At 61.2% G+C, this 24,176-nt stretch carries 20 protein-coding genes, 1 tRNA gene and 1 riboswitch; of the genes, 6 read left to right on the top strand and 15 right to left on the bottom strand.

The window, feature by feature from the left end; translation table 11 throughout:
* Positions 1-22: 22 nt before the first annotated feature.
* The 6 genes from ACMHLQ_RS22900 to ACMHLQ_RS22875 form a co-directional block, all read right to left on the bottom strand.
* A complete protein-coding gene (locus ACMHLQ_RS22900) occupies positions 23-2,863 on the bottom strand; it encodes a methyl-accepting chemotaxis protein (protein WP_415402969.1) in 2,841 nt (946 codons plus the stop codon).
* Positions 2,864-2,974: 111 nt separating this feature from the next.
* Complete coding sequence (gene comE, locus ACMHLQ_RS22895) at positions 2,975-3,529, bottom strand: sulfopyruvate decarboxylase subunit beta (RefSeq protein WP_415402968.1); 555 nt, start codon at positions 3,527-3,529, stop codon at positions 2,975-2,977.
* Positions 3,526-4,032, bottom strand: a complete 507-nt coding sequence (gene comD, locus ACMHLQ_RS22890) for a sulfopyruvate decarboxylase subunit alpha (protein WP_415402967.1) — start codon at positions 4,030-4,032, stop codon at positions 3,526-3,528. Before comD ends, comE begins: the two co-directional genes overlap by 4 nt.
* A gap of 36 nt (positions 4,033-4,068) precedes the next feature.
* Complete coding sequence (locus ACMHLQ_RS22885) at positions 4,069-5,049, bottom strand: alcohol dehydrogenase catalytic domain-containing protein (protein WP_415402966.1); 981 nt, start codon at positions 5,047-5,049, stop codon at positions 4,069-4,071.
* 48 nt (positions 5,050-5,097) lie between these two features.
* Positions 5,098-6,405, bottom strand: coding sequence for a histidinol dehydrogenase (gene hisD / locus ACMHLQ_RS22880; RefSeq protein WP_415402965.1), 1,308 nt, complete (start codon positions 6,403-6,405; stop codon positions 5,098-5,100).
* 310 nt (positions 6,406-6,715) lie between these two features.
* Positions 6,716-6,805 (bottom strand) — tRNA-Ser (locus tag ACMHLQ_RS22875).
* Positions 6,806-6,948: 143 nt separating this feature from the next.
* Between ACMHLQ_RS22875 and ACMHLQ_RS22870 the strand changes: the two genes are divergently transcribed.
* Positions 6,949-7,080, top strand: coding sequence for a hypothetical protein (locus ACMHLQ_RS22870; RefSeq protein ID WP_415402964.1), 132 nt, complete (start codon positions 6,949-6,951; stop codon positions 7,078-7,080).
* 33 nt (positions 7,081-7,113) lie between these two features.
* Here ACMHLQ_RS22870 and ACMHLQ_RS22865 read toward each other — a convergent pair whose 3' ends face one another.
* The 9 genes from ACMHLQ_RS22865 to ACMHLQ_RS22825 form a co-directional block, all read right to left on the bottom strand.
* A complete protein-coding gene (locus tag ACMHLQ_RS22865; RefSeq protein WP_415402963.1) occupies positions 7,114-7,833 on the bottom strand; it encodes an alanyl-tRNA editing protein in 720 nt (239 codons plus the stop codon).
* Positions 7,830-9,314, bottom strand: a complete 1,485-nt coding sequence (locus ACMHLQ_RS22860; protein ID WP_415402962.1) for a mechanosensitive ion channel family protein — start codon at positions 9,312-9,314, stop codon at positions 7,830-7,832. The genes ACMHLQ_RS22865 and ACMHLQ_RS22860 overlap by 4 nt, the downstream gene beginning before the upstream one ends.
* A complete protein-coding gene (locus ACMHLQ_RS22855; RefSeq protein WP_415402961.1) occupies positions 9,298-10,230 on the bottom strand; it encodes a DUF3772 domain-containing protein in 933 nt (310 codons plus the stop codon). Before ACMHLQ_RS22855 ends, ACMHLQ_RS22860 begins: the two co-directional genes overlap by 17 nt.
* Positions 10,230-11,264 (bottom strand): cysteine synthase A, encoded by a 1,035-nt coding sequence (locus tag ACMHLQ_RS22850; RefSeq protein WP_415402960.1) that lies wholly within the window; start codon positions 11,262-11,264, stop codon positions 10,230-10,232. The genes ACMHLQ_RS22855 and ACMHLQ_RS22850 overlap by 1 nt, the downstream gene beginning before the upstream one ends.
* A gap of 53 nt (positions 11,265-11,317) precedes the next feature.
* Positions 11,318-12,430 carry an NUDIX domain-containing protein gene (locus ACMHLQ_RS22845; RefSeq protein ID WP_415402959.1) on the bottom strand — a complete coding sequence of 371 codons (1,113 nt, stop codon included), beginning with the start codon at positions 12,428-12,430 and terminating at the stop codon, positions 11,318-11,320.
* 4 nt (positions 12,431-12,434) lie between these two features.
* On the bottom strand, positions 12,435-12,875 hold the full coding sequence (locus tag ACMHLQ_RS22840) for a TrgA family protein (protein WP_415402958.1): 441 nt from the start codon (positions 12,873-12,875) through the stop codon (positions 12,435-12,437).
* A gap of 19 nt (positions 12,876-12,894) precedes the next feature.
* The gene (locus ACMHLQ_RS22835; protein WP_415402957.1) at positions 12,895-14,103 is read right to left on the bottom strand and encodes a class I SAM-dependent methyltransferase; all 1,209 of its coding nucleotides are present in this window, start codon (positions 14,101-14,103) and stop codon (positions 12,895-12,897) included.
* Positions 14,104-14,178: 75 nt separating this feature from the next.
* The gene (locus ACMHLQ_RS22830; protein WP_415402956.1) at positions 14,179-15,573 is read right to left on the bottom strand and encodes a cryptochrome/photolyase family protein; all 1,395 of its coding nucleotides are present in this window, start codon (positions 15,571-15,573) and stop codon (positions 14,179-14,181) included.
* An 86-nt stretch (positions 15,574-15,659) separates the two neighbouring features.
* Positions 15,660-16,886, bottom strand: coding sequence for an aminotransferase class V-fold PLP-dependent enzyme (locus ACMHLQ_RS22825; RefSeq protein WP_415402955.1), 1,227 nt, complete (start codon positions 16,884-16,886; stop codon positions 15,660-15,662).
* Positions 16,887-17,056: 170 nt separating this feature from the next.
* Between ACMHLQ_RS22825 and ACMHLQ_RS22820 the strand changes: the two genes are divergently transcribed.
* The 5 genes from ACMHLQ_RS22820 (at position 17,057) to gcvP (ending at position 24,161) form a co-directional block, all read left to right on the top strand.
* Complete coding sequence (locus tag ACMHLQ_RS22820; RefSeq protein WP_415402953.1) at positions 17,057-17,851, top strand: ChbG/HpnK family deacetylase; 795 nt, start codon at positions 17,057-17,059, stop codon at positions 17,849-17,851.
* A gap of 372 nt (positions 17,852-18,223) precedes the next feature.
* Entirely contained in the window at positions 18,224-19,426 is a 1,203-nt protein-coding gene (locus tag ACMHLQ_RS22815) for a multidrug effflux MFS transporter (protein WP_415402952.1), read from the top strand.
* Positions 19,427-19,567: 141 nt separating this feature from the next.
* Positions 19,568-19,652, top strand: a riboswitch (glycine riboswitch).
* A gap of 159 nt (positions 19,653-19,811) precedes the next feature.
* Positions 19,812-20,936: a glycine cleavage system aminomethyltransferase GcvT gene (gene gcvT / locus ACMHLQ_RS22810; protein WP_415402951.1), complete on the top strand. Its 1,125-nt coding sequence runs from the start codon at positions 19,812-19,814 to the stop codon at positions 20,934-20,936.
* A gap of 15 nt (positions 20,937-20,951) precedes the next feature.
* Entirely contained in the window at positions 20,952-21,311 is a 360-nt protein-coding gene (gene gcvH, locus ACMHLQ_RS22805; protein WP_415402950.1) for a glycine cleavage system protein GcvH, read from the top strand.
* Between the two features lie 12 nt (positions 21,312-21,323).
* Positions 21,324-24,161 (top strand): aminomethyl-transferring glycine dehydrogenase, encoded by a 2,838-nt coding sequence (gene gcvP / locus ACMHLQ_RS22800; RefSeq protein ID WP_415402949.1) that lies wholly within the window; start codon positions 21,324-21,326, stop codon positions 24,159-24,161.
* Positions 24,162-24,176: the final 15 nt, after the last annotated feature.

Genomic DNA, 24,176 nt, shown 5'->3' with positions numbered 1-24,176 from the left:
AGAGTGCCGATATCCCACGGCTTCAACTCGCCGCTTTCAAGGCGGCAACACCATCGTGCCTGAGGCCCAGGGTGAACTTCTCAAGTGTCGCGGTCAGAGATTGGGACTGTGCAATCAGGATCTGCCCGGCGGCCGAGGTCTGCTCGAACATTGTGGCGTGCAATTGAGTGGCGCGATCGATCTCTGCTACTGACAGGTTCACTTCTGCAATGGAGCGCGATTGCGCCTCGCCTGCTGCCGCGATGTCGGACATGTGAGAGCTGAGCGTTGACACGGAAGTCGCGATGTCACTGAGCGCCCCGCCGGTCTCGCGAAACAACTCGACGCCACGCCGCACATGCGTACCGCTGGTATCGATCAAAGCCGCGATCTGCGACGCTGCGTCGGCGCTGCGCATGGCGAGCGCGCGCACCTCGGAGGCGACAACGGCAAAGCCGCGCCCGGCATCACCGGCGCGGGCCGCTTCGACGCCTGCGTTTAGGGCAAGCAGATTGGTTTGGAAGGCTATGTCATCAATGACCGAAATGATCCGCGATATCCTGTCAGAGCTGTCGAGGATCGCCTGCATCGCTGTTTCTGCGTCTTGCAACATGGCATTGTGTTCCTGTGCGCGGGCACTGGCCGCACTTACCATCTGATTGGACGTCTTTGCCTTGGCTGCTGCGTCCTGGACCCCTTGCGTCAGCGCATCCAGCGTCTGAGCGGTCTGTTGGAGCGCTGCCGCTTGTGTCTCGCTTTGACGCGCCAGTCGGTTTGCGCTGGCGTGTATTTCGTCACTTTGCGTGCGGATTGTTGCGCTGCTGTCCGCGACCTCAATCAACGTATGTTCCAGTGTTTGAGTGGCAGAATTGAAATCAAGGCGCACTTGTTCGTAATCGCTCGGGAACGGCGTGCCGAACGTGGCGGTCAAATCACCAGCAGACAACGCGGCAAGCCCGCCGCGCAATGTGTTGACCACCATGGCTTGGGTCTCTTGCATGTCCGTTCGCGCAGTCGCCGCTCTTTCCAGGGCGTTTTCCGCGTCCGTGACGTCTGTGCCCAGCAATACCATTTGTTGCAACGCACCGCTTGCATCCCGCACAGCCGACAGGCTGCCCTGCAAAATGACATCGCCTCTTTCAGACTTTAACACGGCCTTTCCCGACCAATGGCCACCCGCCACGACGCGGTTCCAGTCCGGCCCGGCGCCCGGGGTGATCAGATCGTCCCAATGCGCTCTATCGGTGACCAGGCCAAGCGCCTCCCTGCACGACGCATTTGCTCGTAAAACCTTACCCTCCGGGCAAAAATCAAGCCGCATCTGGTGCGTGTCGAGCGTTTCCAGAACAGCCTTTTCGCGCTGAACCTCTGTGACATCGGCCCATTCCAGCACCCATCCAATGACATCGCCAGCGCGCATGCGGATCACGTTCAAGGTCAGCGTCAGCGAGGCAGCACCGCGCACGATGTCACATGTGACATGATCCTTTGACGGATCATTTAAGGCCGCAATAATCGGAGCGGGAAGCCAATCCGGTGTCGTATCACTGGCGGCATCCTCAATATCGATACCCAACTTGCCCAGCAATGTGTGCGCTGCGTGGTTCGCGTAGTCGACACCGCCCATCGGCGACAGGATCATCACCGCGGCAGAGCTTGAGTCCATCGCAGCGCTCTTGCGTTGGTTGTCCTGAATGGCGGCATCCGCACTGCGTAGCGCACCGCGAAACTGATCGAGCGTCATGGCAATGTCACCGATCTCATCCCGTCGCGATACGGCAGGCACCTGTGTCTCGTACTGCCCTTTGCTTATGCTGTGCATCGCGGTGCGCACTTTTTCCAGGGCTTGGGTAATCCCGCGCGCCATCCACACCCCGGCCAGGGTCATGACAGCCAAAACGATGACGCCCTCGTCGATCATGTTGCGCAACAGCTGTATGGCCGGTTCGATCAACCGGGTCTTGGGTTCCTGTGTGACCACATGCCATTCGATACCTTTGGCCGATACTGTCTCGGCAGACACAACATCGGTGTCGTTGGCCTGCCCCATCGCGTTTGACCACGCCGCCTCCGGCATGGGCGGGGACCCGTTGACTGCTACAAACTGACCATCGCGGGTCAAAACATAACTCGATCCATCCGCGCCGGCGGTTACGGAATGCGCGAGGATCTTGGCAAGTGCGTCGCCCCTCAAACGGTAGATCAAGGCGCCCATCGGATCACCCCCACCATCCCGGATCACGGCGGCAAATTGCATCGTTGCAGGTGCCCTTTCATAAGCAGGTGCAAAATCGACCAGCGCAGCCTGCCCTTCCGGCGCAGCAAGCGCTGCGTCAAATGCACGTTTCACCGCATCAGATGGCTCAGACGCGGCGAATTCGGGGCCCTTGAAGACCGAATAGTAAACCGCACCGTCCCGTCCGATCAGCAACACATCGTGATAGGCACGCTTGCGTGTGATCGACTGAAAAAAGCCGTGATACTTGCGGTGATTGCGAGAATAGGCCGATCTGTCATCGGGATAGACCAAGGCATCCCGCGCGTCATCGCCATTTGGGTTCTGCGTGACATAGACGTCGCGCAGATAGTCCGTCGGATTGTCCTTGAGGGCTGCCCAAGCGCCATCAAAAGAGCGCAACGCATTGATCACACTTGGGTTTTCCGCCTGAAATGCAATGTCTTGCAACGTCCAGTCGATCCATTCCTCGATCTCGACCACGCGCGCATGTGTGGTCGCCTCAAGACGGGCCTGACCTTGCGCAATCAGCGCAGTTTTGGCGACGCGGTAGGTAAAGAAACCCGTGACCAACATGGCCACAGCCGCCATGGCGCACATCAGCAGCGGAAGCTTTTGCGAAATACGAAGTGAAACTGGCCAGTTCATACCGATGCGTGCGCGCCCCTGCGATGGTGTCAGGGCAACATAGAGTCATAGGGATGAAGGGCAGATTAATGGAAAGCGGCGCCGACCCATGACAGGTCGGCGCGCGCGTTTTCAGGCCTGAACGGCTTTCATGAACCTGTCCTTGATCACAACCGGATCCATGGTGATGACCGGCAACTTGATGTTGCCGCTGTCGCATTTCACCACGATGATCGTCATCTGCTTGCTGTCGATGGCCGCCTGCAGCACCTTGCCGGTGTCGACGTCCTGGCAGGTCACAACATTCTCGCAGCCACAGGCCGCTGCGACCTTTTCCAGCGCGGTTTTCTTGCCCGCATAGGTCGGCTGATCGCCGGTCGACCCGTACGATCCGTTGTCGATGATCATCAGGATGTAGTTGTCGGCCACGTTGTTGGCGATGGTCGGCAAGGTGCCGAGATTGGTCAGAACCGACCCATCGCCATCAATGGAGATCACAGTCTTGTCCTGCGCCAGCGCCAGACCGAGGCCGATGGAAGACGACAGGCCCATCGTGCCCAGCATGTAGAAGTTCGTGGGCTGGTCGTCGATCATGTGCAGCTCTTGGCTGGGCAGACCGATGTTACAGACAACCAGTTGATCCCGCAGGATCGGTGCAATGTCTCTCAGGATTTCAGAACGGATCATTGGTCGCCGTAGCCTCCCCAAAAGTTGGCATCGGTCAGGATCGCGACCGGTTTGTTGCACATGAAGGTGTATTTCAGGATCATATCCAGCTCTTCCACATCCGACTGTTTGTGGAAGTGGTAGGTGGGAATGTTCATCTGGTTCAGCAGCGCCTTGGTGTGCACCGCCATTTCCACCTGACAGGCCACGGGTTCACGCAACTCTCCACGGTAGGAAATCAGCATGGGCAGCGGCATCCGGTAATACTGGATCAACGTGGCCAGCGTGTTGATGGTAACGCCAATGGCCGTGTTCTGCATGATGATGGCGGGGCGTTTGCCGCCCATATGGGCGCCCGCACACAGGCCCATGCCTTCGTCTTCCTTGTTGGAAGGAATGTGAAAAATCTCGTCACGCGCGTCGATCTCGTCAATGACCCCGGCAAGCTGTTTGCAGGGCACGGTGGTCACGAACGAAATGTCGTTGGCGACCAGATCATCCGTGATCTTCTTGTCTATGTTCATCTGTTGGACATCTCCGGTTTCAAAATGGGTGCCTGGTCAGGCCCAGGGGTGCAATACGATCTTGGGGGCAGCCACATGACCGGCCCTCAGATCGGCAAACGCGGCCGCACCGTCAGCCAGCGGGCGGGTTTCGATCCAGTCGAGCGGGCCAAGCCGCCCGTCAAAGATCGCGGCCGCCGTATCGCGGAAATCCTGCGCCGTGTAGGTGTAAGTGCCGATAAAGGTTATCTCCTGAAGGGTCATACGGCGGATATCGAGGCCGCCAAGGTCCTCGCCCAGCCCGATATGCAGGATCACACCGCCCGGCTCTGCAAGGGTCGAGGCCGCACCGCGCGTCACCGCATAGCCCACCGCATCCACGACGAGGCCATAGGCCCCCTCGCCCGCCGCCACGGCCCTTTGGCCACAACGCTCGATCAGGAAGGCGCGGCGCATGTCGTTGGGTTCGGCGATGGTCACGTCATCCAGACCAAGCGCCTTGAGCGCCAGCGCAGCCGCAAGACCAATGGCACCGCCCCCCAGCACCAGCGCGGTGCGGGACGCGCCCGGATGCAAGGCCTCAAGACCCAAGCGCGCAGCATGCCAGCTCACAGCCAAGGGCTCGGCCAGCGCGGCCTTGTCGAGCGACACGCCCTCGGGCACCGTCACGAGGTTCTCGGGGCGCATTGCCACGTATTGCGCGAACGCCCCCTCGCGCGGGGGCATCGAAATGATCAACCGCTCCGGGCACAGGTTCTCTCGGCCAGACAGGCAGGCGGGGCATTTACCGCAATTGACCAGCGGGTTGATTGTCACGCGCTCACCATGGCGCGCGCCACCTTCAATCGTGCCTGCCGCCTCGTGCCCGAGGATCAGCGGTGCAGGGCGGCGTTCATCGTGTCCCAAATAGGCATGCATGTCCGACCCGCAAATGCCCGAGGCTGCAACACGGACCAGCTCTTGCCCGGTGCCAGCTCGCGCATCGGCCACCTCGCGGTAGCCAAGCGTTTCGACGCCGTCATAAACAAGTGCTTTCATCTGCGCCCCCCGTGCTCCGGGGACAGTCTATCACCTATTGCGGACAGATCAGCCATCGGCGGACAGATCGAAATTCTCACCCGGGAAATACTTGGCCAGACGCACATCCGCCGCACGCGCGTGCCCTTCCATGCCTTCGAGGCGAGAAATGCGCGCGGTGGCCTCGGCCACAGGCTTGGACCCTTCGCGCGTGGCGCGCTGCCAGGTCACAATCTTCATGTACTTGTGGACCGACAGTCCGCCCGTATACCCGGCCGCACCGGATGTGGGCAGCACGTGATTGGTGCCCGAGGCCTTGTCGCCGTAAGACACGGTGGTCTCTTCGCCCAGGAACAGCGAGCCATAGCAGGTCAGGCGGTTCAGCCACCAATCCAGATCCTCGGCCTGCACGGTCAGGTGCTCGGGCGCGTAGTCGTCCGAGGTCGCAGCCATCTCTTCACGATCGGCACAGACTATCACCTCGGCATAGTCGCGCCAGGCGGCAAAGGCATTGTCGCGGTTCACCTCGGGCAAATCGTCGATCAGGTCGGGCACCATGTCCATCACCTTGACGGCCAGTTCGCGGTCATCCGTGACCAGCCAGACGGGCGAGTTGTATCCATGTTCGGCCTGGCTGACCAAATCGGTGGCCACGATATGCGCATCCGCCTGGCCATCGGCCAGGATCAGGCTGTCGGTCGGGCCCGCGATCATGTCGATGCCGACGCGGCCGAACAGGATGCGCTTGGCCTCGGCCACGAACTGGTTGCCGGGGCCGACGAGGATGTTGGCCTTGGGCAGACCAAACAGGCCGAATGTCATGGCGGCCACGCCCTGCACACCGCCCATGGCCATGATCTTGTCTGCACCGCAGATGTGGGCCGCATAGATGATGGCCGGGGCAACGCCCACATCGGGGCGCGGAGGAGAGCACGCGGTGATATGCTTGCAGCCGGCAACTTTGGCTGTTGTCACCGTCATGATGGCGCTCGCAATGTGGCTATAGCGCCCGCCGGGCACGTAACAGCCCGCAGCATCCACCGGAATCGCCTTTTGACCAGCGATCAGGCCCGGCACGACCTCAACCTCGAAATTGGCCACCGTGCCCTTTTGCGCCTCGGCAAAGCTGCGCACATTTTCATGGGCAAAGCGAATGTCGGCCTTCAGCTTTTCCGGCACCAATGCGCAGGCGGCTTCGATTTCCGCATCATTGAGCAGAACCGAACCTTCGTACTTGTCGAATTTCGCCGCGTAGTCGAGTGCAGCCTGATCGCCGCCCTTTTCGATATCCGAAAGAATGCTGGTGACGATTTCGCTCACATCAGACGCGCCGGATTGGGCGGTCAGCGTGGCTTTCTTGAGGTATTCACGTGCCATGAGTGGTGGGGATCCCTATCTTGACGGGTGCGCATACAGGCCAGCACGCGCGGTCAGCGTTAGTTATCAGCGCTGTTGCTCACCGCACAAGTCAGGATGGCGGAGCCTTGGATGCCTTCCAAAACATGCGCCTCTATATGTTGAAAAATCAAATATGAGATGGGCGGCACATACAGTTGTCTCAGAAATTGAGCAACCCAAACGCTGTGATGTGACCAAGGGTTGTGGAGACGTTGCGCTTTCAAACCGGTCGGAATCAACCCACTGCGCGCGCACCAGAAACGTCGCAGAAACCAGCTAAGAGGGAGAGTGGCGGACAGACAGGGATTCGAACCCTGGAGACGGTCTCCCGCCTACACACTTTCCAGGCGTGCGCCTTCGACCACTCGGCCACCTGTCCGTGCGCGCGGTCTACCCAATTCTGGCACCCAATGGCAAGCCGGTTGCAAAAAGAATGTTCGTTCTCCGATTTTACCGCCATGCTCCGACCACCCCATGACCGCGATGTCGTGACTGACGCCGGCCCCAAGGTGTTCTGAGCACGTGACCGTATGGCCCGTCGTGCAATCCCATTACGTCGGCGCAGCCAAGGTCACGGCCATCTCTAACGGCTTTCTGCCTATCGGATTTCTTGACCGGGTGGGTACAGCTGACCGCTGGAAGGCGCACCTCTAGGCACAAACCCAAAACTGTGCCGTCGCGCCGCCCCTACCCGTCCAGATGCAGATAGACGCGGCGATTCATCCGCCCCTTCTTTTCGATCTTGCCGATGCGCAGCGCGCCGATTTCACCCGTGCGGGCCACGTGGGTGCCGCCACAGGGCTGCAGATCAATCACCTGATCCCCGTCCCCGATCCGCACAAGCCGTATCCGCCCCGCAGAGCGCGGGGGCTGCACGGACAGGGTTTTGACCATGCCGGGGTTTGCGTCCAGATCGGCTTGGGTGATCCACTCCTCGCTCACCCGCAAGTCGGACGCCACATGCGCGTTCAAGGCCGCCTCGAGCGCGTCGCGATCCTCGGGCGCATCGGCCATGTCGAAATCAAGCCGCCCGCGTGCCGCACCAATCGACCCGCCCGTCACACCAAAGGGCATGACCACCGACAAAAGATGCAGCGCAGTGTGGACACGCATGTGGCCATAGCGCCGGTCCCAATCGAGGCTTTGCGTGACCGTGCTGCCCACAGTTGGCAACGCGCGCGGCTCGGCAGGGACAAGTACGATGCAGTCCCCCTCGCCTTTCACCGCCGTGGCAATGGCCATGCTGGTGCTGCCCCAACTCAGCGTGCCACTGTCACCGGGTTGCCCGCCCCCGGTTGGATAAAACAGGGTCTGATCCAGCACGATGCCACCTTCGGGCGTGTGGGCCTGCACCACCGCTTGGGCATCGCGCAGATAGGCATCGTCGCGGAACATCATCTCGGTCATCGCCCGTCTCCATCTTCGCCGTCCTGGCGCGCGCCCAGATCTTCGGGTTGAATATGCGCCGTACCGGGATCCACCGCCTGCGGGGCCGCCGCCGGTTGGGGATGCAACGCTTCGGGGTTGCGCAGCCAGATATCCCGCTGGGCAAAGGGTATCTCGATCCCCTCTTCGATAAAGCGCGCGGCAATCTGGTGGTTGACTTCGTTGCGCACAGCCAGCGACCAGTTCACATCACGCAGGATCATGCGTACCTCGAAATCGAGGCTGTCCGCGCCAAAACCCGCAAACAGGATCATCGGCGCGGGGTTTGCGAGAGCCATGGGATGAGCGTCGGCAATTTCCTTGAGGATACTTTCGACCCGACGCGTGTCGGTGCCATAGGCTACGCCCACGGGTATGATCACACGGCCCACCGTGTTGCCACGGGTATAGTTGGTCACGGTGCCCGAAATCAGATCGGCATTGGGCACGATCACATCGGTGCGGTCAAAGGTCTCGATCCGGGTCGAGCGGACCGAGATCGAGCGCACATAGCCCATCTGCCCGCCCACCTCGATCCAGTCGCCCTCGGCAATCGGGCGTTCAATCAGCAGGATGATGCCCGAGACAAAGTTCGACACGATGGTCTGCAGGCCAAACCCGATGCCAACGGATAGGGCACCGGCCACGATGGCGAGGCTGGACAGGTCGATACCCGCCGCCGTGATCGACACAAGTGCCGCCAGGAAGATGCCAACATAGCCAAGGCCCGACACGATGGCGACCTGGCCGCCAGGCTCGATCTTGGTCTTGGGCAGGACCGAGGTCTTCAGCGCCCCCTGCACGGCGCGGGTGATCACATAGCCCAGGACAAAGACAATGATCAGCGTAAAGAAACTGCCCGGTGAAATGGTCATGTCACCGATGGTCAGCCCAACCCGCACCTGCGCCCAGACTTCGGTCAGATCGGTGACGCGCGCGCCCCAGATCAGGGCAAGCACGGGCAAAGACAAAAGAACCAGAACAAAGCTGCCAAGCGTCGGGATCAGGCTGTCCCGCGCCCCATCACCGGGGCGCAGTGCAGCGTAGATGTCACGCAGCAGCGCTTGCAGCAGCGCCACCGTACCACATAAGGCAAGGGTCAGAACCGTCGGAAAAATCAGGAAATTCGCGGCCGCTCCGTAACCAAGGGCCGCCAGCAATGGCGCCAGAAGGCCCACCGCGATCACGCCCTGCCCCAGCAGCCCCACGAACCTGTTGGAATAAAACCGCTCTTGGCCCGCATCCTCTGCTCGCTCGCGCACCGTGCGCCGCAACAACCACCCCATGCGGATCAACAACAGCGCTGCCAGAACAATCAGGGGGAAGAGCAGAACCGCAACCGCAGCAGCGTCATAGCGATCAAACTCGGCAAAGGAGTCGATCAGCATATAGACCGCGACAACCAGACCAAGGATCAGCGTGTAAATCCGCCCCTCAGTGCGCCGCTCAGGCGGCAGGTCCAAGGGGGTGCAACGCATCGCTGCGCGGAAAGAACCGGCTTGCCAACCAAAGCGAAAAGAACAGCGACAGCCCCATCGGCTCGAGGATGTCGAGCAGCAGTTGACCACGTGGCCCATAGATTTGCGTGGCACCTAGGGCGCGCACCAGCGCAAACAGGCCCAGCATGGGCAACAGGATTTGACCAAGGGACACCACGAAACCGGCAACACCAGCCCCCGAACGCGCATCGCCGCGCTGGATCCGTTCGGCCAACAATTCGGACCAGTGGCGTGAGCGCACGAGCAAAACAAGGCCGACCGCGAACAACACAAGGACAAGCGGCAGGTTGTCCTGCGCATTGGACCGGCGCGACGGGTTGTGCCACGCTTGCCGGATGCCGCTGGTGACAGCCACGACACTTTCGCCCACGTGGCGCAAGGCACCACCCCAGTTTGCCGGATTGACGGGCCACGGCCCCATCCTCAGCAATTCATCGGCCTGGCGCTGCCGCAGGATCTCGTCAATCTCGGCGATCACGCCATTGGCCCGGCTGAACGCCTCCTCGGCGGTGCGTCGGGGTGTGCTCAGCCGTTCAAGCTGGGCATTCAATTCACTGCGGCGTGCGGCGATTTCGGGGGCTTCGCTTTCTCCCTCCGCAGGCGCGGCACCCAGGGCGGCGATCTGTTCGCGCAGGGTCTGCAAGCGGCTGTCATTGGTGTTGAGCTGGGCCTGAAACTGCTGACGCCACTCGACCACCTCACCGCGCAATGTGTCAAAGGCCGCATCGGACGCGCGCGCTGCTTCTACGGCCGCTTCCGCGCGGCTCGCAACGGTTTGCCACTGCGCATAATCAGGGCCGTTGGACTGCGCCCACGCCATGCCCGCCCAGAGGATCAGGCACAACGCCGCAAACGCGCGCGTGGGCGCGCCCAAACGCATCAAACGTCCTCGAACACGCCGGGAATGCTGGCTGGCGCCTTGTCCAGCCAGTCAGGCACCGGCAGCCCCTTTTCCTTGAGGAAGTCAGGGTTGAACAGTTTGGATTGATAGCGCGTGCCGAAATCGCACAGGATGGTCACGATGGTGTGGCCTGGTCCCAAATCGCGGGCCAGCCGGATCGCGCCTGCCACGTTGACACCGGATGAGGCACCCAGGCACAGCCCTTCGTTCTTCAGCAAATCAAACACGATGGGCAACGCCTCTGCGTCCGACACATTGTAGCTGAAATCGGGCGTGAACCCTTCGAGGTTCTTGGTGATGCGGACCTGCCCGATGCCTTCGGCGATAGAACCGCCCTGCATCGCGATCTCTCCAGTTGTGTAATAGCTGAACAGGCCCGCGCCGTCCGGGTCCGCGAGGCCGATCTTGACCCCCTTGGGCTGCAACACCTCGGCCACTCCGGCGAGCGTGCCACCCGATCCGACAGCGCAGATAAAGCCGTCGACCTTGCCCTCGGTCTGTTCCCAGATTTCCGGGCCGGTCGTTTCGACATGGGCCTTGCGGTTGGCGACATTGTCGAACTGGTTTGCCCAGATCGCGCCATTCGGCTCCGTCTTGGCAAGTTCCTCTGCCAAGCGCCCGGAATAGCGTACAAAATTGTTCGGGTTGCGATAGGGGGCCGCAGGCACCTGCACCAGTTCCGCCCCGGCAAGGCGCAGCATGTCCTTCTTTTCCTGGCTTTGAGTCTCGGGGATGACGATCACCGTCTTGAACCCCATCGACGCGCCCACCAGCGCAAGGCCGATGCCTGTGTTCCCGGCCGTGCCTTCGACGATTGTGCCACCGGGGCGCAGCGCGCCCGAGGCCACAGCCTCCTGAATGATCGACAGGGCCGCGCGATCCTTGACCGACTGACCGGGGTTCATGAACTCTGCCTTGCCCAGAATGGTACAGCCGGTTTCCTCGCTGGCCTGGCGCAGTTTGATCAGAGGGGTGTTTCCGATGGCGGCAGCCAGATCAGAGGCATAGTGCATGGCAGCGTTCCTTCATGTCATTGGTTCAGGTGTAGCCGGGGCAAACCGTGACCTCAACCCACCGGACCGCGCAACCGGTCGCGGTGATAGGCCAGCCAATAGGTGAGCAGAGTTAACGGAGCGTTGGCAGTGCGCCGCGCCTCGGCCAATTCCATCAGCGCATCAAAGGACAGGATGTGCGAGCGGATGTTTTCGCCCTCCTCCACCTCTCCACTGACACCGGCGCTGCCATCGGGCAAAGCGCACAGGCCCACGTAAAGGTGAAAGAAATCGGTCGCCGCACCAGGCGAGGCATAGCATTCCCCGACCGCCTCGAGCCGGTCAAAGATCAGGCCCGCCTCTTCGTGGGCCTCGCGATGCGCTGCGTCTTGCGGGCTCTCGCCAGGATCGATCAGCCCGGCCACAGGCTCCATCTGCCACATCACGGGGTCATGCCGCCCGATGGCACCCAGCCGGATCTGTTCAACCAGCAGCACACGATCGCGCACAGGATCGTAAGGCAACACGATGGCCGCATCCGAGGAAATGAAAACGCCGCGCTCCAGCACCTCGGACATGCCGCCATCAAAGGTTTCGTGGCGCAGTTGAATTTCGTCCAAGCCGAAAAAACCGGTATAGGCGCGGGTGCGGTTCACGATCTCGACCCGGCCCGCCAGAACATCGCTGCCATGGCGGCTGTTTTGGGCCAAAAACCGGCTCCAGGCGCGGGCGCGGATGCGGGGAAAGCGGCGCGCAACCTCTTGCGCCGTTACGGTGCCAAACCCGTCCATCACCTCCTGCGAGGCCGCAACGCTCATCGCGCCCCACATCTCGACCCATTGCGCCAGATCCCACGGCCCGTCGGTCGGGCTGGGCGTGCCTGTGGGCACGTAGACATCCGCAACTTCGCCAGACGCCAGGGCAAGGCGCTGCAAATCATAGTCAAACCCGGCCTCGTAATAGTCGAGACGCGCAATATCGCGCTCTGACAAGCCGCGCACGACGACGCCGGGGGCTTGCGCCTCCGCGTCGGGCAACAACACCGGAAACGGCCCATCCCGCGCAGCCAGAACGGCATGGGCGGGCAAGGTCGCATCGGCAAAATCCAGATCATCTGCCGCGCGGTCCAGAACGGATTCCAGCAGCCGGATATGGCGCAACGTGCCATAGAAAAAGAGGGTTCTCATGTGCTTACCGCCAGGTGCGCCAGGCGAATTCAGTCAGCAGACCGACCAACATGCCACCAGCAAACAACACGGCCCATACCGGTATCGTGCTCATCAACAACGCCCATTCCGCCCCGATCTCGAAGATGGCAACCAAAGCTTCGAACGCGCCGTCATAGCGGTTCTTCATGGCGATGCGCGTCATCTCGTTGCAGGACTGGATAAAGATGGCCCAGAACACCAGAACAACCGGGGCCGTCAGACCCACGTTGACTGCGGAAATCACACCGCGCCCGGCGCGGCGACCGATCACCAGCCAACCAACGATGATCGCGACAACCACGTTCACCTCGGTGAACCAGCCGAAATTCGTGTCTTCCTCGAACAGGGGCATGATCATGCCGGACACGATAAAGGCAAGAACAGCCATGCCGAGGGCCGCCACCAGTTTGGCTGCGTCAGGCATGGGCGTCTTCCTTCATATCCTATCCGGGTCGTTTGATCGTGATCTGCGTTACGTCGCAGTTGGCACTTTCAAAGGTCGCCGCGCAAGAGGTCAGGTAAAAATTCCACATCCGGCGGAACCGGTCGTCAAAACCCATCTCGGCGATGTGGTCCCACTTTTCGTTGAATGTCTCGTGCCAGCGGCGCAGCGAAATGTTGTAGCTTTGACCGAATTCGATGGACCTCTCGATGCCCAGGCCCGCCTTCGTGATCTGCTGGCGCAGCACAGAGGGGCTCGGCAGCATACCACCGGGAAAGATGTATTTCTGGATGAAATCGACACCGCGTTTGTAGACCTTCCAACGCCGATCCTGCACGGTGATGATCTGAAGCGTCGCGTTCTTGCCCGGCTTCAGACGTTCCTTCACCGTCTCGAAGTAAGTCGGCCAGTATTTCTCGCCCACCGCCTCGAACATCTCGATCGAGGCGATGCCGTCATAGGTGCCCGTCTCGTCCCGGTAGTCCTGCAACTTGAAATCGACCTGCCCCGAAAGACCTGCCTTTTCAATACGTTCCTGCGCGTAGTTGAACTGTTCCTGACTGATGGTCAGCCCTGTCACTTTCAGCCCACGCTCCTTGGCCGCATATTCTGCGAATCCACCCCAGCCACAGCCGATTTCCAGAATGTGATCGCCGGGCTGCGCACCCATCTGATCGACCATGCTGGCATATTTCGCGATCTGCGCTGCCTCATGGCTTTCCTGTCCGGTTTCGAACAAGGCGCTGGAATAGGTCATCGTGTCGTCGAGCCACAGTTGGTAGAATTCATTGCCCAGATCGTAGTGATAGCTGATGTTCTTGCGCGCCTGTTCCTTGTGATTGCGTTGCAACCAAAAGCGGAACTTTTCAAAGCGGCGCACCAGCCCCATGCCGGGAAAGCCGTCGTAGATGTCGTCGTTGTCCGCATGCACCCAATCCATGAAGGCTTGCAGATCGGGCGTGCTCCACCACTCGTCAAGATAGGCGTCACAGAATCCCAGATCGCCCTCGCGGATCAGACGGGCAAAAAGATCGTCGTTGTGGATGTAGACTTCGGCAATCGGGCCGGGATTGGACCCCTCGGCGCGAAACCGGCGGCCATCCTGCAGTACGAAGTCGACGCGGCCCCGGTTCATGCTTTGCAGCATGCCGAACGCGCGGGCAAAGTAACGCGGCAAGTTCTGTTCGCCGTCGGTTGTGGTCTTGATCATGCGGTCTCCCCGTTCGCATTTTTGTCAGGCTAGCTTGACACATTGCCGCACGCAACCGTGCGAGTGGGTTTGGGTCTAAAATCCCCGGTTTTCATAGGCACTTAGCGCAATTTTGCGGCCCTGATCCGCAGGCACCACCGGGTCAGGGTATGTGTCATCCGGTGACAGGCCCCAACTGCGCGGAATCGCGTCGAAATAGGCCTGCGCATCCGCATGTTTGTTGCGCCGTCCCTCGGCAATCCAGCGGCTGACATAATCGCGGTTCTTGTCGAACTTATCGAGCTGTGTGACAGGGTTGAACACACGGAAATAGGGCGTCGCATCAGGCCCCGACCCCGCCGACCACTGCCAGCCCATGGCGTTGGCCGCCGGGTCCCAGTCGATCAGACAGTCGTCAAACCATGACTGCCCGACCTTCCAGTGTGTCAGCAGGTGTTTGGTGAGGTAGCTGGCCACGATCATGCGCCCGCGATTGTGCATCCGGCCCGTCACATACATCTCGCGCATGGCGGCATCGACGAACTGGATACCCGTACGCCCTTGTTTCCACGACATAACTTCGCTTGTGTCGTCGGTGTTCCAAGGGAACGCATCCCAGTCCGGCTTCCAGTTGCCATCAAGGATGTGGGGCGTGTGGTGCATCAGATGGTACGCGAATTCGCGCCACACCAACTCCTTCAGGAAGGTTTCGGCACCCGGCTTGCCTTCGTGCATCGCGCGCATCCCGGCATGCCAACACTGGTGCGGGCTGATCTCGCCCAGGGCCAAGTTTTCGGACAGGTTCGATGTGCCGTCCGTGGCGGGCAGGTCGCGGCCTGTGTCATAGCTTGCCACTCTGTGGGCAATGAACGCCCCCAGCCGGGACTGCGCCGCGCTTTCGCCCAGACGCACATGCGGGCGCACGATATCCGCGCCGCGGTTCATGGCCGCCCCAAGGGCCCAATCGGCAATGTCCTCGGAAGCGGGCCAGTCTTGCGGTGTGGCGATCTGGCCCGGCGTGATCAGCGGCGCGTCCACATCACGATCTTTCACCGAGCGCCAGAAGGGCGTGTAGACCTTGTAGAACCCGCCCGTCTTCGTCTCGGTTGTCCAGGGCTCGAACATCAGATGCCCGCCGAAACTGCGCGCCTCGATGCCTGCCTCCTTGAGCGTGCTTTTGACCTTGGTGTCGCGCGCCACGGCCTGCGGATCGTAAAGACGTGTCCAGTACACGGCCCCTGCCCCGGTGTCGCGGATCAATGCTTCAAGCACCTCCAGCGCGTCACCGGAGCGGCAGATCAAGCGGCTGCCAGCGCCTTTCAGCGTTTCGCCCAGATGGGACACACCCAGCCCCCAGCGCCACTTGGGCGCGGCACCCAGCGCATCAACCTGGGCGTCGCGGATCACCACGGGGATCACGGGGCGGCCAGTGGCGCAGGCCGCGCTCAATGCGGGATGATCGCTTAGCCGCAAATCGCGACGAAACCACATGATAATCGGAGTGCTGCTCAACGCCCGTAACCCTTTTGTTGCTAAGACTTACGTAGCCCGCGCGCGTATGGATCAACGCCAGGACGTCATAACACTGCGTCAAGCGCATGCAGCAGCTGTTCGATTTCCGCGTCGTTCGTGTAATGCGTGAAACTCAGCCGCAAAACACCTCGGTTCGGGTCAACCCCCATCGCCTGCAAGGCGCGCACAGCATAGAAATCACCGCCCCCCGCCATGATGCCGTGACCGGCGAGGTCTGCGGCCACCGCAACCGGGTCACGGCCCAGATCAAGAGCGACAGTGGGCGCGCGTGTCGCGGCATCCGTTGGGCCGATCACGCGCAAATCGTTGCGCTGCCTCAGGGCACTCATGAGGGTCGCGAGGGCCTCCACCTCTCTGACGCGCATCAGGTCATGCACGATCTGTCCCCGCGGGGACACTTGTGTGTCCTCCCCACCCATATGGTGATCAAACAAGGCGTCCACATAATCTGCCATACCCGCACAGGCCGCGACCTGTGCGTGATCCGGGCCCGCAGGGGTGAAACGTTTGTAAAGGCTGCCCGCGTTAAAATAGTGCCCCTGGTTGGGCAGCAGTTCCCCCAAGGCGCGCCGGATCACCATCAGACCCTGATGTGGCCCATAGGTCTTGTATGCCGAGAACAGGTAGATGTCGGGGCCAAGTTTGCCCACATCCGGGAACCCGTGCGGCGCATAGGACACCCCGTCCACGCAGACAAAGGCACCTGCGGCGTGGGCCAATGCCGTGATCTCGGTCACCGGGTTGATCTCTCCCACCACGTTCGAGCAGTGGGGAAAACAGACAAGGCGCACGGACTCGTCCAGCAGATCCTCAAGCGCTGCGGGGTCAAGATGGCCAGTGCCCGGGTCGATCTGCCACTCGCGTATCTCGATCCCGCGATCCGCAAGTCGGCGCCAAGGGCCGGAATTGGCCTCGTGATCCTGGTTGGTGACCACAATCGCCTCGCCCGGCTGCATCATCTCGGCAAAGGCCTGCGCCAGCACATAGGCGTTCTGCGTGGTGGACGGGCCAAAGCTCAACTCGTCATCCTCAACACCCAGGATGGCAGCCATGCGCGTGCGCGCCTCATCCATCTCTTCCCCGCCCAGACGGGACGCGTCGTAGTCGGAATAGGGCTGCACCTTGCGTTGCGTGTAAAACCGGGTGAGCCGGTCGATGACCTGTCGACAGGCATAGCTGCCCCCGGCATTCTCGAAAAACGCCTGCCCTTGCAGCGAGGGTTCGGAAAACGCGGGGAATTGTGCCCGCACAAAGTCGAGATCGAGGGTCATGTGGGATGGCCTGTGTGATTTAAATCCATGTTAAATCAAACCCAACAACGCGCAAGCAAGTTGCGCGCTCGCCGAATGGTGGGCGCGGCGCGACATTTCAGGGCAAGTGAGTTGCGTGCAACCAGGACCTTCGCGTGTAATTCTGATCTTTGAGAAAATGATTGGGTTGGATGGTGATGCGCAAAGTTCGGATACTTGTAAGGGTAGATGACGCAGGATCGAGTTGGTCGTCCAACGTCGGGTGTCTGCGCGCCTGCACCGAGGGTATTGCGCGAAGTGTGGAGGTGATGATGCCCTGTGCATGGACCTTCCATGCCGCGGAGATACTGAACAACCAGCCTGACATAGACGTCGGTATTCACTTGACCCTGACAAGCGAGTGGGACGCGGTGAAGTGGCGACCGCTGACACAGGCGAAGAGTTTCACCGACGACATAGGGAACTTCCTGCCAATGCTGACCCCACGCGACGGTGACGGAACGCAGTGTTTGGCAAATGCGGATTGGTCACTCGACGAGATTGCCAATGAATTCAGGGCTCAAATCTCGCTTGGAGTCGCAAGGTTCCGAAATGCGTCGCATGTCAGCTCCCACATGTTGAAGCACTTCAAAGACTTCGACGCGCGGCTTGGTGATGTTATTTCTGATCTTTGCAGGGAATTTGGCCTCAAAGACGACGCGTTTGGCCACGGCCTTCCCCGGATCGAAGGCTATCCCAAGTTCCCGAGGGACACTGAGCGGAGGGTCAAATCCTTCGCGCAGCAACTCGATGAGCTTGACGCTGGCACCTACATCTTCATCGACCATCCGGCCGTTGCCTCACCCGAGTTGAGCGCAACGGGGCACGATGGTTACGAGGACGTCGCAGAAGATCGTGTGACGTGTCTGGAGACACTGACAAGCGCGGTGCTGCGAGCGCGCATTGAAGAGCTTGGCATAGAACTGATCAGCTACCGCGAGCTTTGAACCGAACAGTAGCTTTATTCGCTGCGCTGGCTTTCATTCAGCCAGGAAATTAAGCAACCTCAAATGTCTCTTTGGTCAAAGGAGCCGAGGGTAGCGCCGTCGCTAACGCGACCCACCACAATGCCGCGCGGACCTCGAACACGACGATGAACCATGTCTGGTTTCCGAACCTAACCCGTCCGGAACGCAGGCGTTGCCATGTCGCCGAACTATCACTAGCCTCACCACCAAAGGAGACGTGAAATGAAACCTGCAATCGCTGTCGTCGTATCCGAGAGGTGCATGGTCCGATAACGGTTTCCATACTCGTTTCCATGCGCCCCCCGAACCTCGTTCGGGGGTTTTTTGTTTCAGGACCAAGGCCAGACGAAAATGACCAACGCCAAGACCCCTCCTACCCTGTTGACGCTGATCCTTTTGACCGCGCTGTCGACGCTGTCGCTGAACATGTTCCTGCCCTCGCTTGCCAATATCGCGACGGATCTGGATGCGCGTTACTCTACGGTCAGCCTTGCCGTTGCGGGTTACCTCGCGGTGACGGCCGTGATCCAGCTGGTCGTTGGACCGTTGTCGGACCGGGTGGGCCGTCGTCCTGTGCTGCTGGCCTCATTGCTCGTTTTCGCGGTTGCATCGCTTGCCTGCGCCCTTGCGACGGATGTGTGGACCTTTCTCTTTTTTCGGATGTTGCAGGGCGGCATGATCGCCGGATACGCTCTGTCGCTGGCGATTGTCCGCGACACCAATTCCGAGCGGAAGGCGGCCGGGCTGATCGGATACATCAGCATGGCGATGGCCATCGCGCCGATGTTGGGGCCGATGCTGGGCGGCGTGCTCGACACGGCGTTTGGGTGGCGTGCGACCTTCTGTTTCTATGCGCTTGTGGGTGTTGCGCTGTTTGCGCTGTGCTGGGTGGATCTGGGAGAGACACGGCAGGCGGGCGGCAAAGCCGATGGCGCCCACCCCGAGCGCGTGGCTGATCTGCTCACTGCCCCCCTGTTCTGGGCCTATTCCCTGTGCAGCGCATTCTCGACCGGGGCGTTTTACATCTTTCTAACGGGCGCGCCGCTGGTCGCACAGTCGCAATTTGGCGTGTCGACGGCGGAGCTGGGTTTCTACATCGGGACCATTACGGGCGGTTTCGTAACGGGCAGTTTCATAGCGGGGCGCGTTGCGGCGCGGTATGCGCCGACGACCATGATGATGGCCGGGCGGCTGGTCGCGTGCGCCGGTCTCTCGCTGGGTGTTCTGGCCATCCTCGCGGGAGTCCTGTCACCGCTTGTCTTCTTTGGCAGCACGATCTTCGTGGGCCTTGGCAACGGCATCACGATGCCGAGCAGCAATGCCGCGGCCATGTCGGTGCGCCCCAACCTTGCAGGCAGCGCGGCGGGTTTGAACGGTGCCCTGGTCGTGTCAGGCGGGGCCATTCTGACCACGCTCACGGGGGCTGTGCTGCCGCCCGACGACCCGGCGCGAATGCTGTTGATCCTGATGCTGGCCGCGTCCGCCGCAGGGCTTGTGGCGGTGCTGTTTGCGATCAGGTTGCGACCGGCGGAGATGGATGTGGACGCGCTTTAGCCGGGATTTTGCCTAGGCAGGTTTGGGGTATCGCAAGGGCCTGTGAACGTGGGCGGCGCATCGCGTAGGGCGTGCGGCTGCGCGAACAGGTCACAGATTCCACTTGCCAGATTGCTGAAGTTTCCTATACGAAACTTACAAAGCCGGACGTTGGGAGAACCAGATCACTGGTGCCGAAGGAGCAACTGCCTCGGAAACTCTCAGGCCAAAGGACCAACGTTTCGCAGAGTACTCTGGAGAGTGATGCCGCGCGCATCCGCCGAAGGGATAATGATCTCAGGCACCCCGGACAGAGGAGGCACCGACGCGCGGGCGATGGTCCGCGCACGATCTGGTGCCGCCTGATTTGACACAAATCACGTCGGCTTGAAAAAGGCGGTGCGATATGTCCGATCTCAAACAGACCCCGTTGCACGCATTGCACCTGGCACTTGGGGCCAAGATGGTGCCCTTTGCCGGGTATGACATGCCGGTGCAATATGCATTGGGCGTGATGAAGGAACATCTTCACACCCGGGCGAAGGCCGGTCTGTTCGATGTGAGCCATATGGGCCAGGTCATCATCCAAGGCCGGACCTACGAGGCGGCGGCACGAGGGCTCGAGACGTTGATCCCGGTCGATGTTCTGGGCCTCGCCGACAACCGGCAACGGTATGGGGTTTTCACAAATGCCGATGGGGGCATCGAGGATGATCTGATGCTGGCGAACCGGGGCGATCACGTTTTCGCCGTGGTGAATGCTGCCTGCAAAGCCGCAGACATTGCCCGCATGAAGGACGCCCTGGAACCGGACGTGACGGTGACAGAGATCACCAACCGCGCCTTGTTGGCCTTGCAGGGCCCTGCCGCCGAACAGGTGCTGTCCACCTTGAATGCGCGGGTGGCGGACATGGCGTTCATGGATGTGGCATCGGTTGATGTGCAGGGTGTCGAGGCGTGGATTTCGCGTTCGGGCTACACGGGCGAAGACGGGTACGAGATTTCGGTACCGGCCGATGCTGCCGAGGCCATCGCCAAGACATTGCTGGATCACCCGGATGTCGCGCCCATTGGCCTTGGTGCACGCGACTCCCTGCGGCTCGAGGCGGGCCTGTGCCTCTATGGGCACGACATTGATGCCACCACCACGCCGGTCGAGGCCGGGCTGACATGGGCCATCCAGAAGGTGCGGCGTGCAGACGGTGCGCGGGCGGGCGGATTTCCCGGGGCCGCGCGCACCCTTGAGCAAATGGCGCACGGTGCAGCGCGCAAGCGCGTTGGGCTGCGCCCTACGGGCCGCGCCCCCATGCGCGAAGGCGTGGCCCTGTTTGCAAGCGAGGATGCGACCGATACCATCGGCGCAATCACGTCTGGTGGCTTTGGGCCGACAATCGGCGGGCCGGTGGCCATGGGCTATGTCGGCGTGGATCACGCGCGCCTCGGCACACCGCTATTCGGTGAATTGCGCGGCAAACGGCACCCCCTGACGGTGGCGCAACTGCCCTTCACACCTGCCAATTTCAAAAGATAAGGGAAAGGAAAACCGATGAAATACACTGAAGAGCATGAATGGCTGCGCGCCGATGGAGACGCCTATGTGGTCGGCATCACCGAACATGCGACATCACAGCTGGGCGATCTGGTCTTTGTCGAGCTGCCAGAGGTTGGCACAGAGGTCAGCAAGGACGACGAAATCGTCGTGATCGAAAGCGTGAAGGCTGCCTCGGACATCATGGCGCCGGTAGATGGCGTCATCACCGCGGTGAATGAGGCGCTGGCAGAAGACCCCAGCCTCGCCAACAGCGACCCGTTGGGAGAGGGCTGGTTTTTCAAGATCAAACCGTCCGACGCATCCCAGGTCGACGGCCTGATGGACGAAGACGCCTATACCGCAATGATCGGCTGAGGAACGCGCCCGATGACTTTCAAACCCACCGACTACCTGCCCTATGATTTCGCGAACCGCCGCCATATCGGGCCATCCCCCGCAGAAATGGACGAGATGCTGACAGTGGTGGGGGCGAAAGACCTCGACGCGTTGATCGACGACACGATTCCCGCGGATATCCGGCAGAAAGAGCCGCTGGATTTCGGCAAGGCCAAGTCGGAACGCGAATTGCTGCACCACATGCGCGTGACGGCATCGAAGAACAAGGTGCTGACCTCGCTGATCGGGCAAGGGTATCACGGGACGGTCACGCCCCCTGCCATCCAGCGCAATATTCTTGAAAACCCGGCATGGTACACCGCCTACACGCCCTATCAGCCCGAAATCAGCCAAGGGCGGCTTGAGGCGCTGCTGAACTTCCAAACCATGGTGTCTGACTTGACGGGGCTGGAGATCGCCAATGCGTCCCTGCTGGACGAGGCCACCGCCTGTGCCGAGGCGATGACCATGGCGCAGCGGATCAGCAAATCGAAAGTGAACGGCTTTTTCATCGACGAAAATTGCCACCCGCAGAACATCGCGGTAATGAAGACGCGGGCCCAGCCGCTCGGCATCGAGATCACGGTTGCCAGTCCCGACGATCTGGACCCGAGCACAGTGTTTGGCGCGATCTTCCAATATCCCGGCACGTATGGCCACATTCGGGATTTCACGACCCAGATCGAGGGGCTGCATGCGCATAAAGCCATCGGCATCATCTCTGCCGATCCCCTGTCGCTGACCCTGTTGAAAGAGCCGGGCGCGATGGGCGCGGATATTGCTGTGGGCACGACACAACGCTTCGGAGTGCCCTTGGGATATGGCGGCCCGCACGCGGCCTATATGGCGACGCGAGCGAACTATGCGCGCAGCATGCCCGGCCGCATCGTGGGCGTGTCTGTCGACAGCCTTGGCAACCGCGCCTATCGCCTGTCGCTGCAAACGCGCGAACAACACATCCGCCGGGAAAAGGCGACATCCAACGTTTGTACAGCACAAGCGTTGCTGGCCGTCATGGCGGGTTTTTACGCCGTCTTTCATGGCCCCGACGGCCTCAAGGCAATTGCCCAACGCATCCACCGCAAGACCGCGCGGCTGGCCGAGGGGCTGAAGCAGGCCGGGTTCGATGTGCGCCCCGCGACCTTCTTTGACACGATCACGGTGGATGTGGGGCCGCTGCAATCGGCGGTGATCAAGTCTGCGGTTGATGAAGGGATCAATCTGCGGGCCGTCGGCAAGACCTCTATCGGGATCACGCTGGACGAGCGCACCCGGCCCGCAACCATTGAAAAGGTCTGGCGCGCCTTCGGGGTCGAGCGGCAGGACAAGGATTACACCCCGCATTACAACATGCCCGACAAGCTGATCCGCACGTCGGATTTCATGACGCACCCGATCTTTCACATGAACCGGGCAGAGACGGAAATGATGCGCTACATGCGGCGGCTGGCGGACCGCGACCTGGCGCTGGACCGCGCGATGATCCCGCTGGGATCCTGCACGATGAAGCTGAATTCGGCGGCCGAGATGATGCCGGTCAGTTGGCGCGAGTTTTCACTGTTGCATCCATATTGCCCCAAGGATCAGGCCGCCGGGTACATCGAAATGATCGACGATCTGTCGGCCAAGCTGTGCGATATCACCGGCTATGACGCCATCTCGATGCAGCCCAATTCGGGCGCGCAGGGCGAATATGCCGGCCTTTTGAGCATCGCAAGCTGGCACCGGGCCAATGGGCAGGGCCATCGCAATATCTGCCTCATCCCGATGAGCGCACATGGCACCAACCCGGCCTCGGCCCAGATGGTCGGCTGGAAGGTTGTGCCGGTGAAATCAGCCCCGAACGGGGACATCGACGTAGATGACTTCAAGGCCAAGGTTGCAGAGCACAAGGACACCCTTGCCGCGTGCATGATCACCTACCCCTCGACCCACGGTGTGTTCGAGGAAACGGTGATCGAGGTGTGCAGGATCACCCATGACGCGGGCGGGCAGGTCTATATCGACGGAGCCAACATGAATGCCATGGTGGGTCTGAGCCGTCCGGGCGACCTGGGCGGCGATGTCAGCCACCTCAACCTGCACAAGACCTTCTGCATTCCGCATGGCGGCGGTGGCCCCGGCATGGGCCCCATCGGGGTCAAGGCGCACCTGACCCCGCATCTGCCGGGCGACCCAAACGGTGGTGAAGGCGCTGTCAGTGCGGCGGCCTTTGGCTCCCCGTCCCTATTGCCGATCTCATGGGCCTATTGCCTGATGATGGGCGGCGAGGGGCTGACACAGGCGACGCGGGTTGCGATCCTGAATGCCAACTACATCGCCAAGCGCCTCGAGGGTGCGTTCGACGTGCTGTACAAGGGTCCGACAGGGCGGGTCGCGCATGAGTGCATCATCGACACGCGCCCCTTTGCCGACAGCGCTCATATCTCGGTGGATGATATCGCCAAGCGGCTCGCTGATTGCGGATTTCACGCGCCGACCATGTCATGGCCTGTCGCGGGTACGCTGATGATCGAACCCACCGAGTCCGAAACCAAGGCCGAGCTGGACCGCTTCTGCGACGCGATGCTGGGCATCCGCGCGGAAATTCGCGCGATCGAGGACGGTACGATGGACCCCGAAAACAACCCGCTCAAGAACGCCCCCCACACGATGGAGGATCTGGTCCGGGACTGGGATCGCCCCTACTGCCGGGAAAGCGCATGTTTCCCTGCCGGGTCCTTCCGGGTCGACAAGTACTGGCCACCCGTCAACCGCGTGGACAACGTCTGGGGCGATAGGAACCTGTCCTGCACATGCCCACCGATGGAGGACTATGCCAAGGCGTGAGCGTGCCGCCTCGCG

It is taken from the genome of Tateyamaria algicola, from assembly GCF_047715485.1.
Lineage (GTDB): Bacteria > Pseudomonadota > Alphaproteobacteria > Rhodobacterales > Rhodobacteraceae > Tateyamaria.
The sequence above is the reverse complement of the archived record's forward strand: the minus strand, read 5'-3'. Positions and strand labels throughout refer to the sequence as shown.

Coding starts and splice junctions, on each gene's coding strand:
- gcvH (WP_415402950.1), top strand. CDS start 20,952: ATGAAATACACTGAAGAGCATGAATGGCTGCGCGCCGATGGAGACGCC.
- gcvP (WP_415402949.1), top strand. CDS start 21,324: ATGACTTTCAAACCCACCGACTACCTGCCCTATGATTTCGCGAACCGC.
- hisD (WP_415402965.1), bottom strand. CDS start 6,405: ATGGCACGTGAATACCTCAAGAAAGCCACGCTGACCGCCCAATCCGGC.
- comE (WP_415402968.1), bottom strand. CDS start 3,529: ATGATCCGTTCTGAAATCCTGAGAGACATTGCACCGATCCTGCGGGAT.
- ACMHLQ_RS22850 (WP_415402960.1), bottom strand. CDS start 11,264: ATGCACTATGCCTCTGATCTGGCTGCCGCCATCGGAAACACCCCTCTG.
- ACMHLQ_RS22865 (WP_415402963.1), bottom strand. CDS start 7,833: ATGACCGAGATGATGTTCCGCGACGATGCCTATCTGCGCGATGCCCAA.
- ACMHLQ_RS22845 (WP_415402959.1), bottom strand. CDS start 12,430: ATGAGAACCCTCTTTTTCTATGGCACGTTGCGCCATATCCGGCTGCTG.
- ACMHLQ_RS22835 (WP_415402957.1), bottom strand. CDS start 14,103: ATGATCAAGACCACAACCGACGGCGAACAGAACTTGCCGCGTTACTTT.
- gcvT (WP_415402951.1), top strand. CDS start 19,812: ATGTCCGATCTCAAACAGACCCCGTTGCACGCATTGCACCTGGCACTT.
- ACMHLQ_RS22900 (WP_415402969.1), bottom strand. CDS start 2,863: ATGAACTGGCCAGTTTCACTTCGTATTTCGCAAAAGCTTCCGCTGCTG.
- ACMHLQ_RS22885 (WP_415402966.1), bottom strand. CDS start 5,049: ATGAAAGCACTTGTTTATGACGGCGTCGAAACGCTTGGCTACCGCGAG.
- ACMHLQ_RS22855 (WP_415402961.1), bottom strand. CDS start 10,230: ATGCGTTTGGGCGCGCCCACGCGCGCGTTTGCGGCGTTGTGCCTGATC.
- ACMHLQ_RS22820 (WP_415402953.1), top strand. CDS start 17,057: ATGGTGATGCGCAAAGTTCGGATACTTGTAAGGGTAGATGACGCAGGA.
- ACMHLQ_RS22825 (WP_415402955.1), bottom strand. CDS start 16,886: ATGACCCTCGATCTCGACTTTGTGCGGGCACAATTCCCCGCGTTTTCC.
- ACMHLQ_RS22830 (WP_415402956.1), bottom strand. CDS start 15,573: ATGTGGTTTCGTCGCGATTTGCGGCTAAGCGATCATCCCGCATTGAGC.
- ACMHLQ_RS22815 (WP_415402952.1), top strand. CDS start 18,224: ATGACCAACGCCAAGACCCCTCCTACCCTGTTGACGCTGATCCTTTTG.
- comD (WP_415402967.1), bottom strand. CDS start 4,032: ATGAACATAGACAAGAAGATCACGGATGATCTGGTCGCCAACGACATT.
- ACMHLQ_RS22840 (WP_415402958.1), bottom strand. CDS start 12,875: ATGCCTGACGCAGCCAAACTGGTGGCGGCCCTCGGCATGGCTGTTCTT.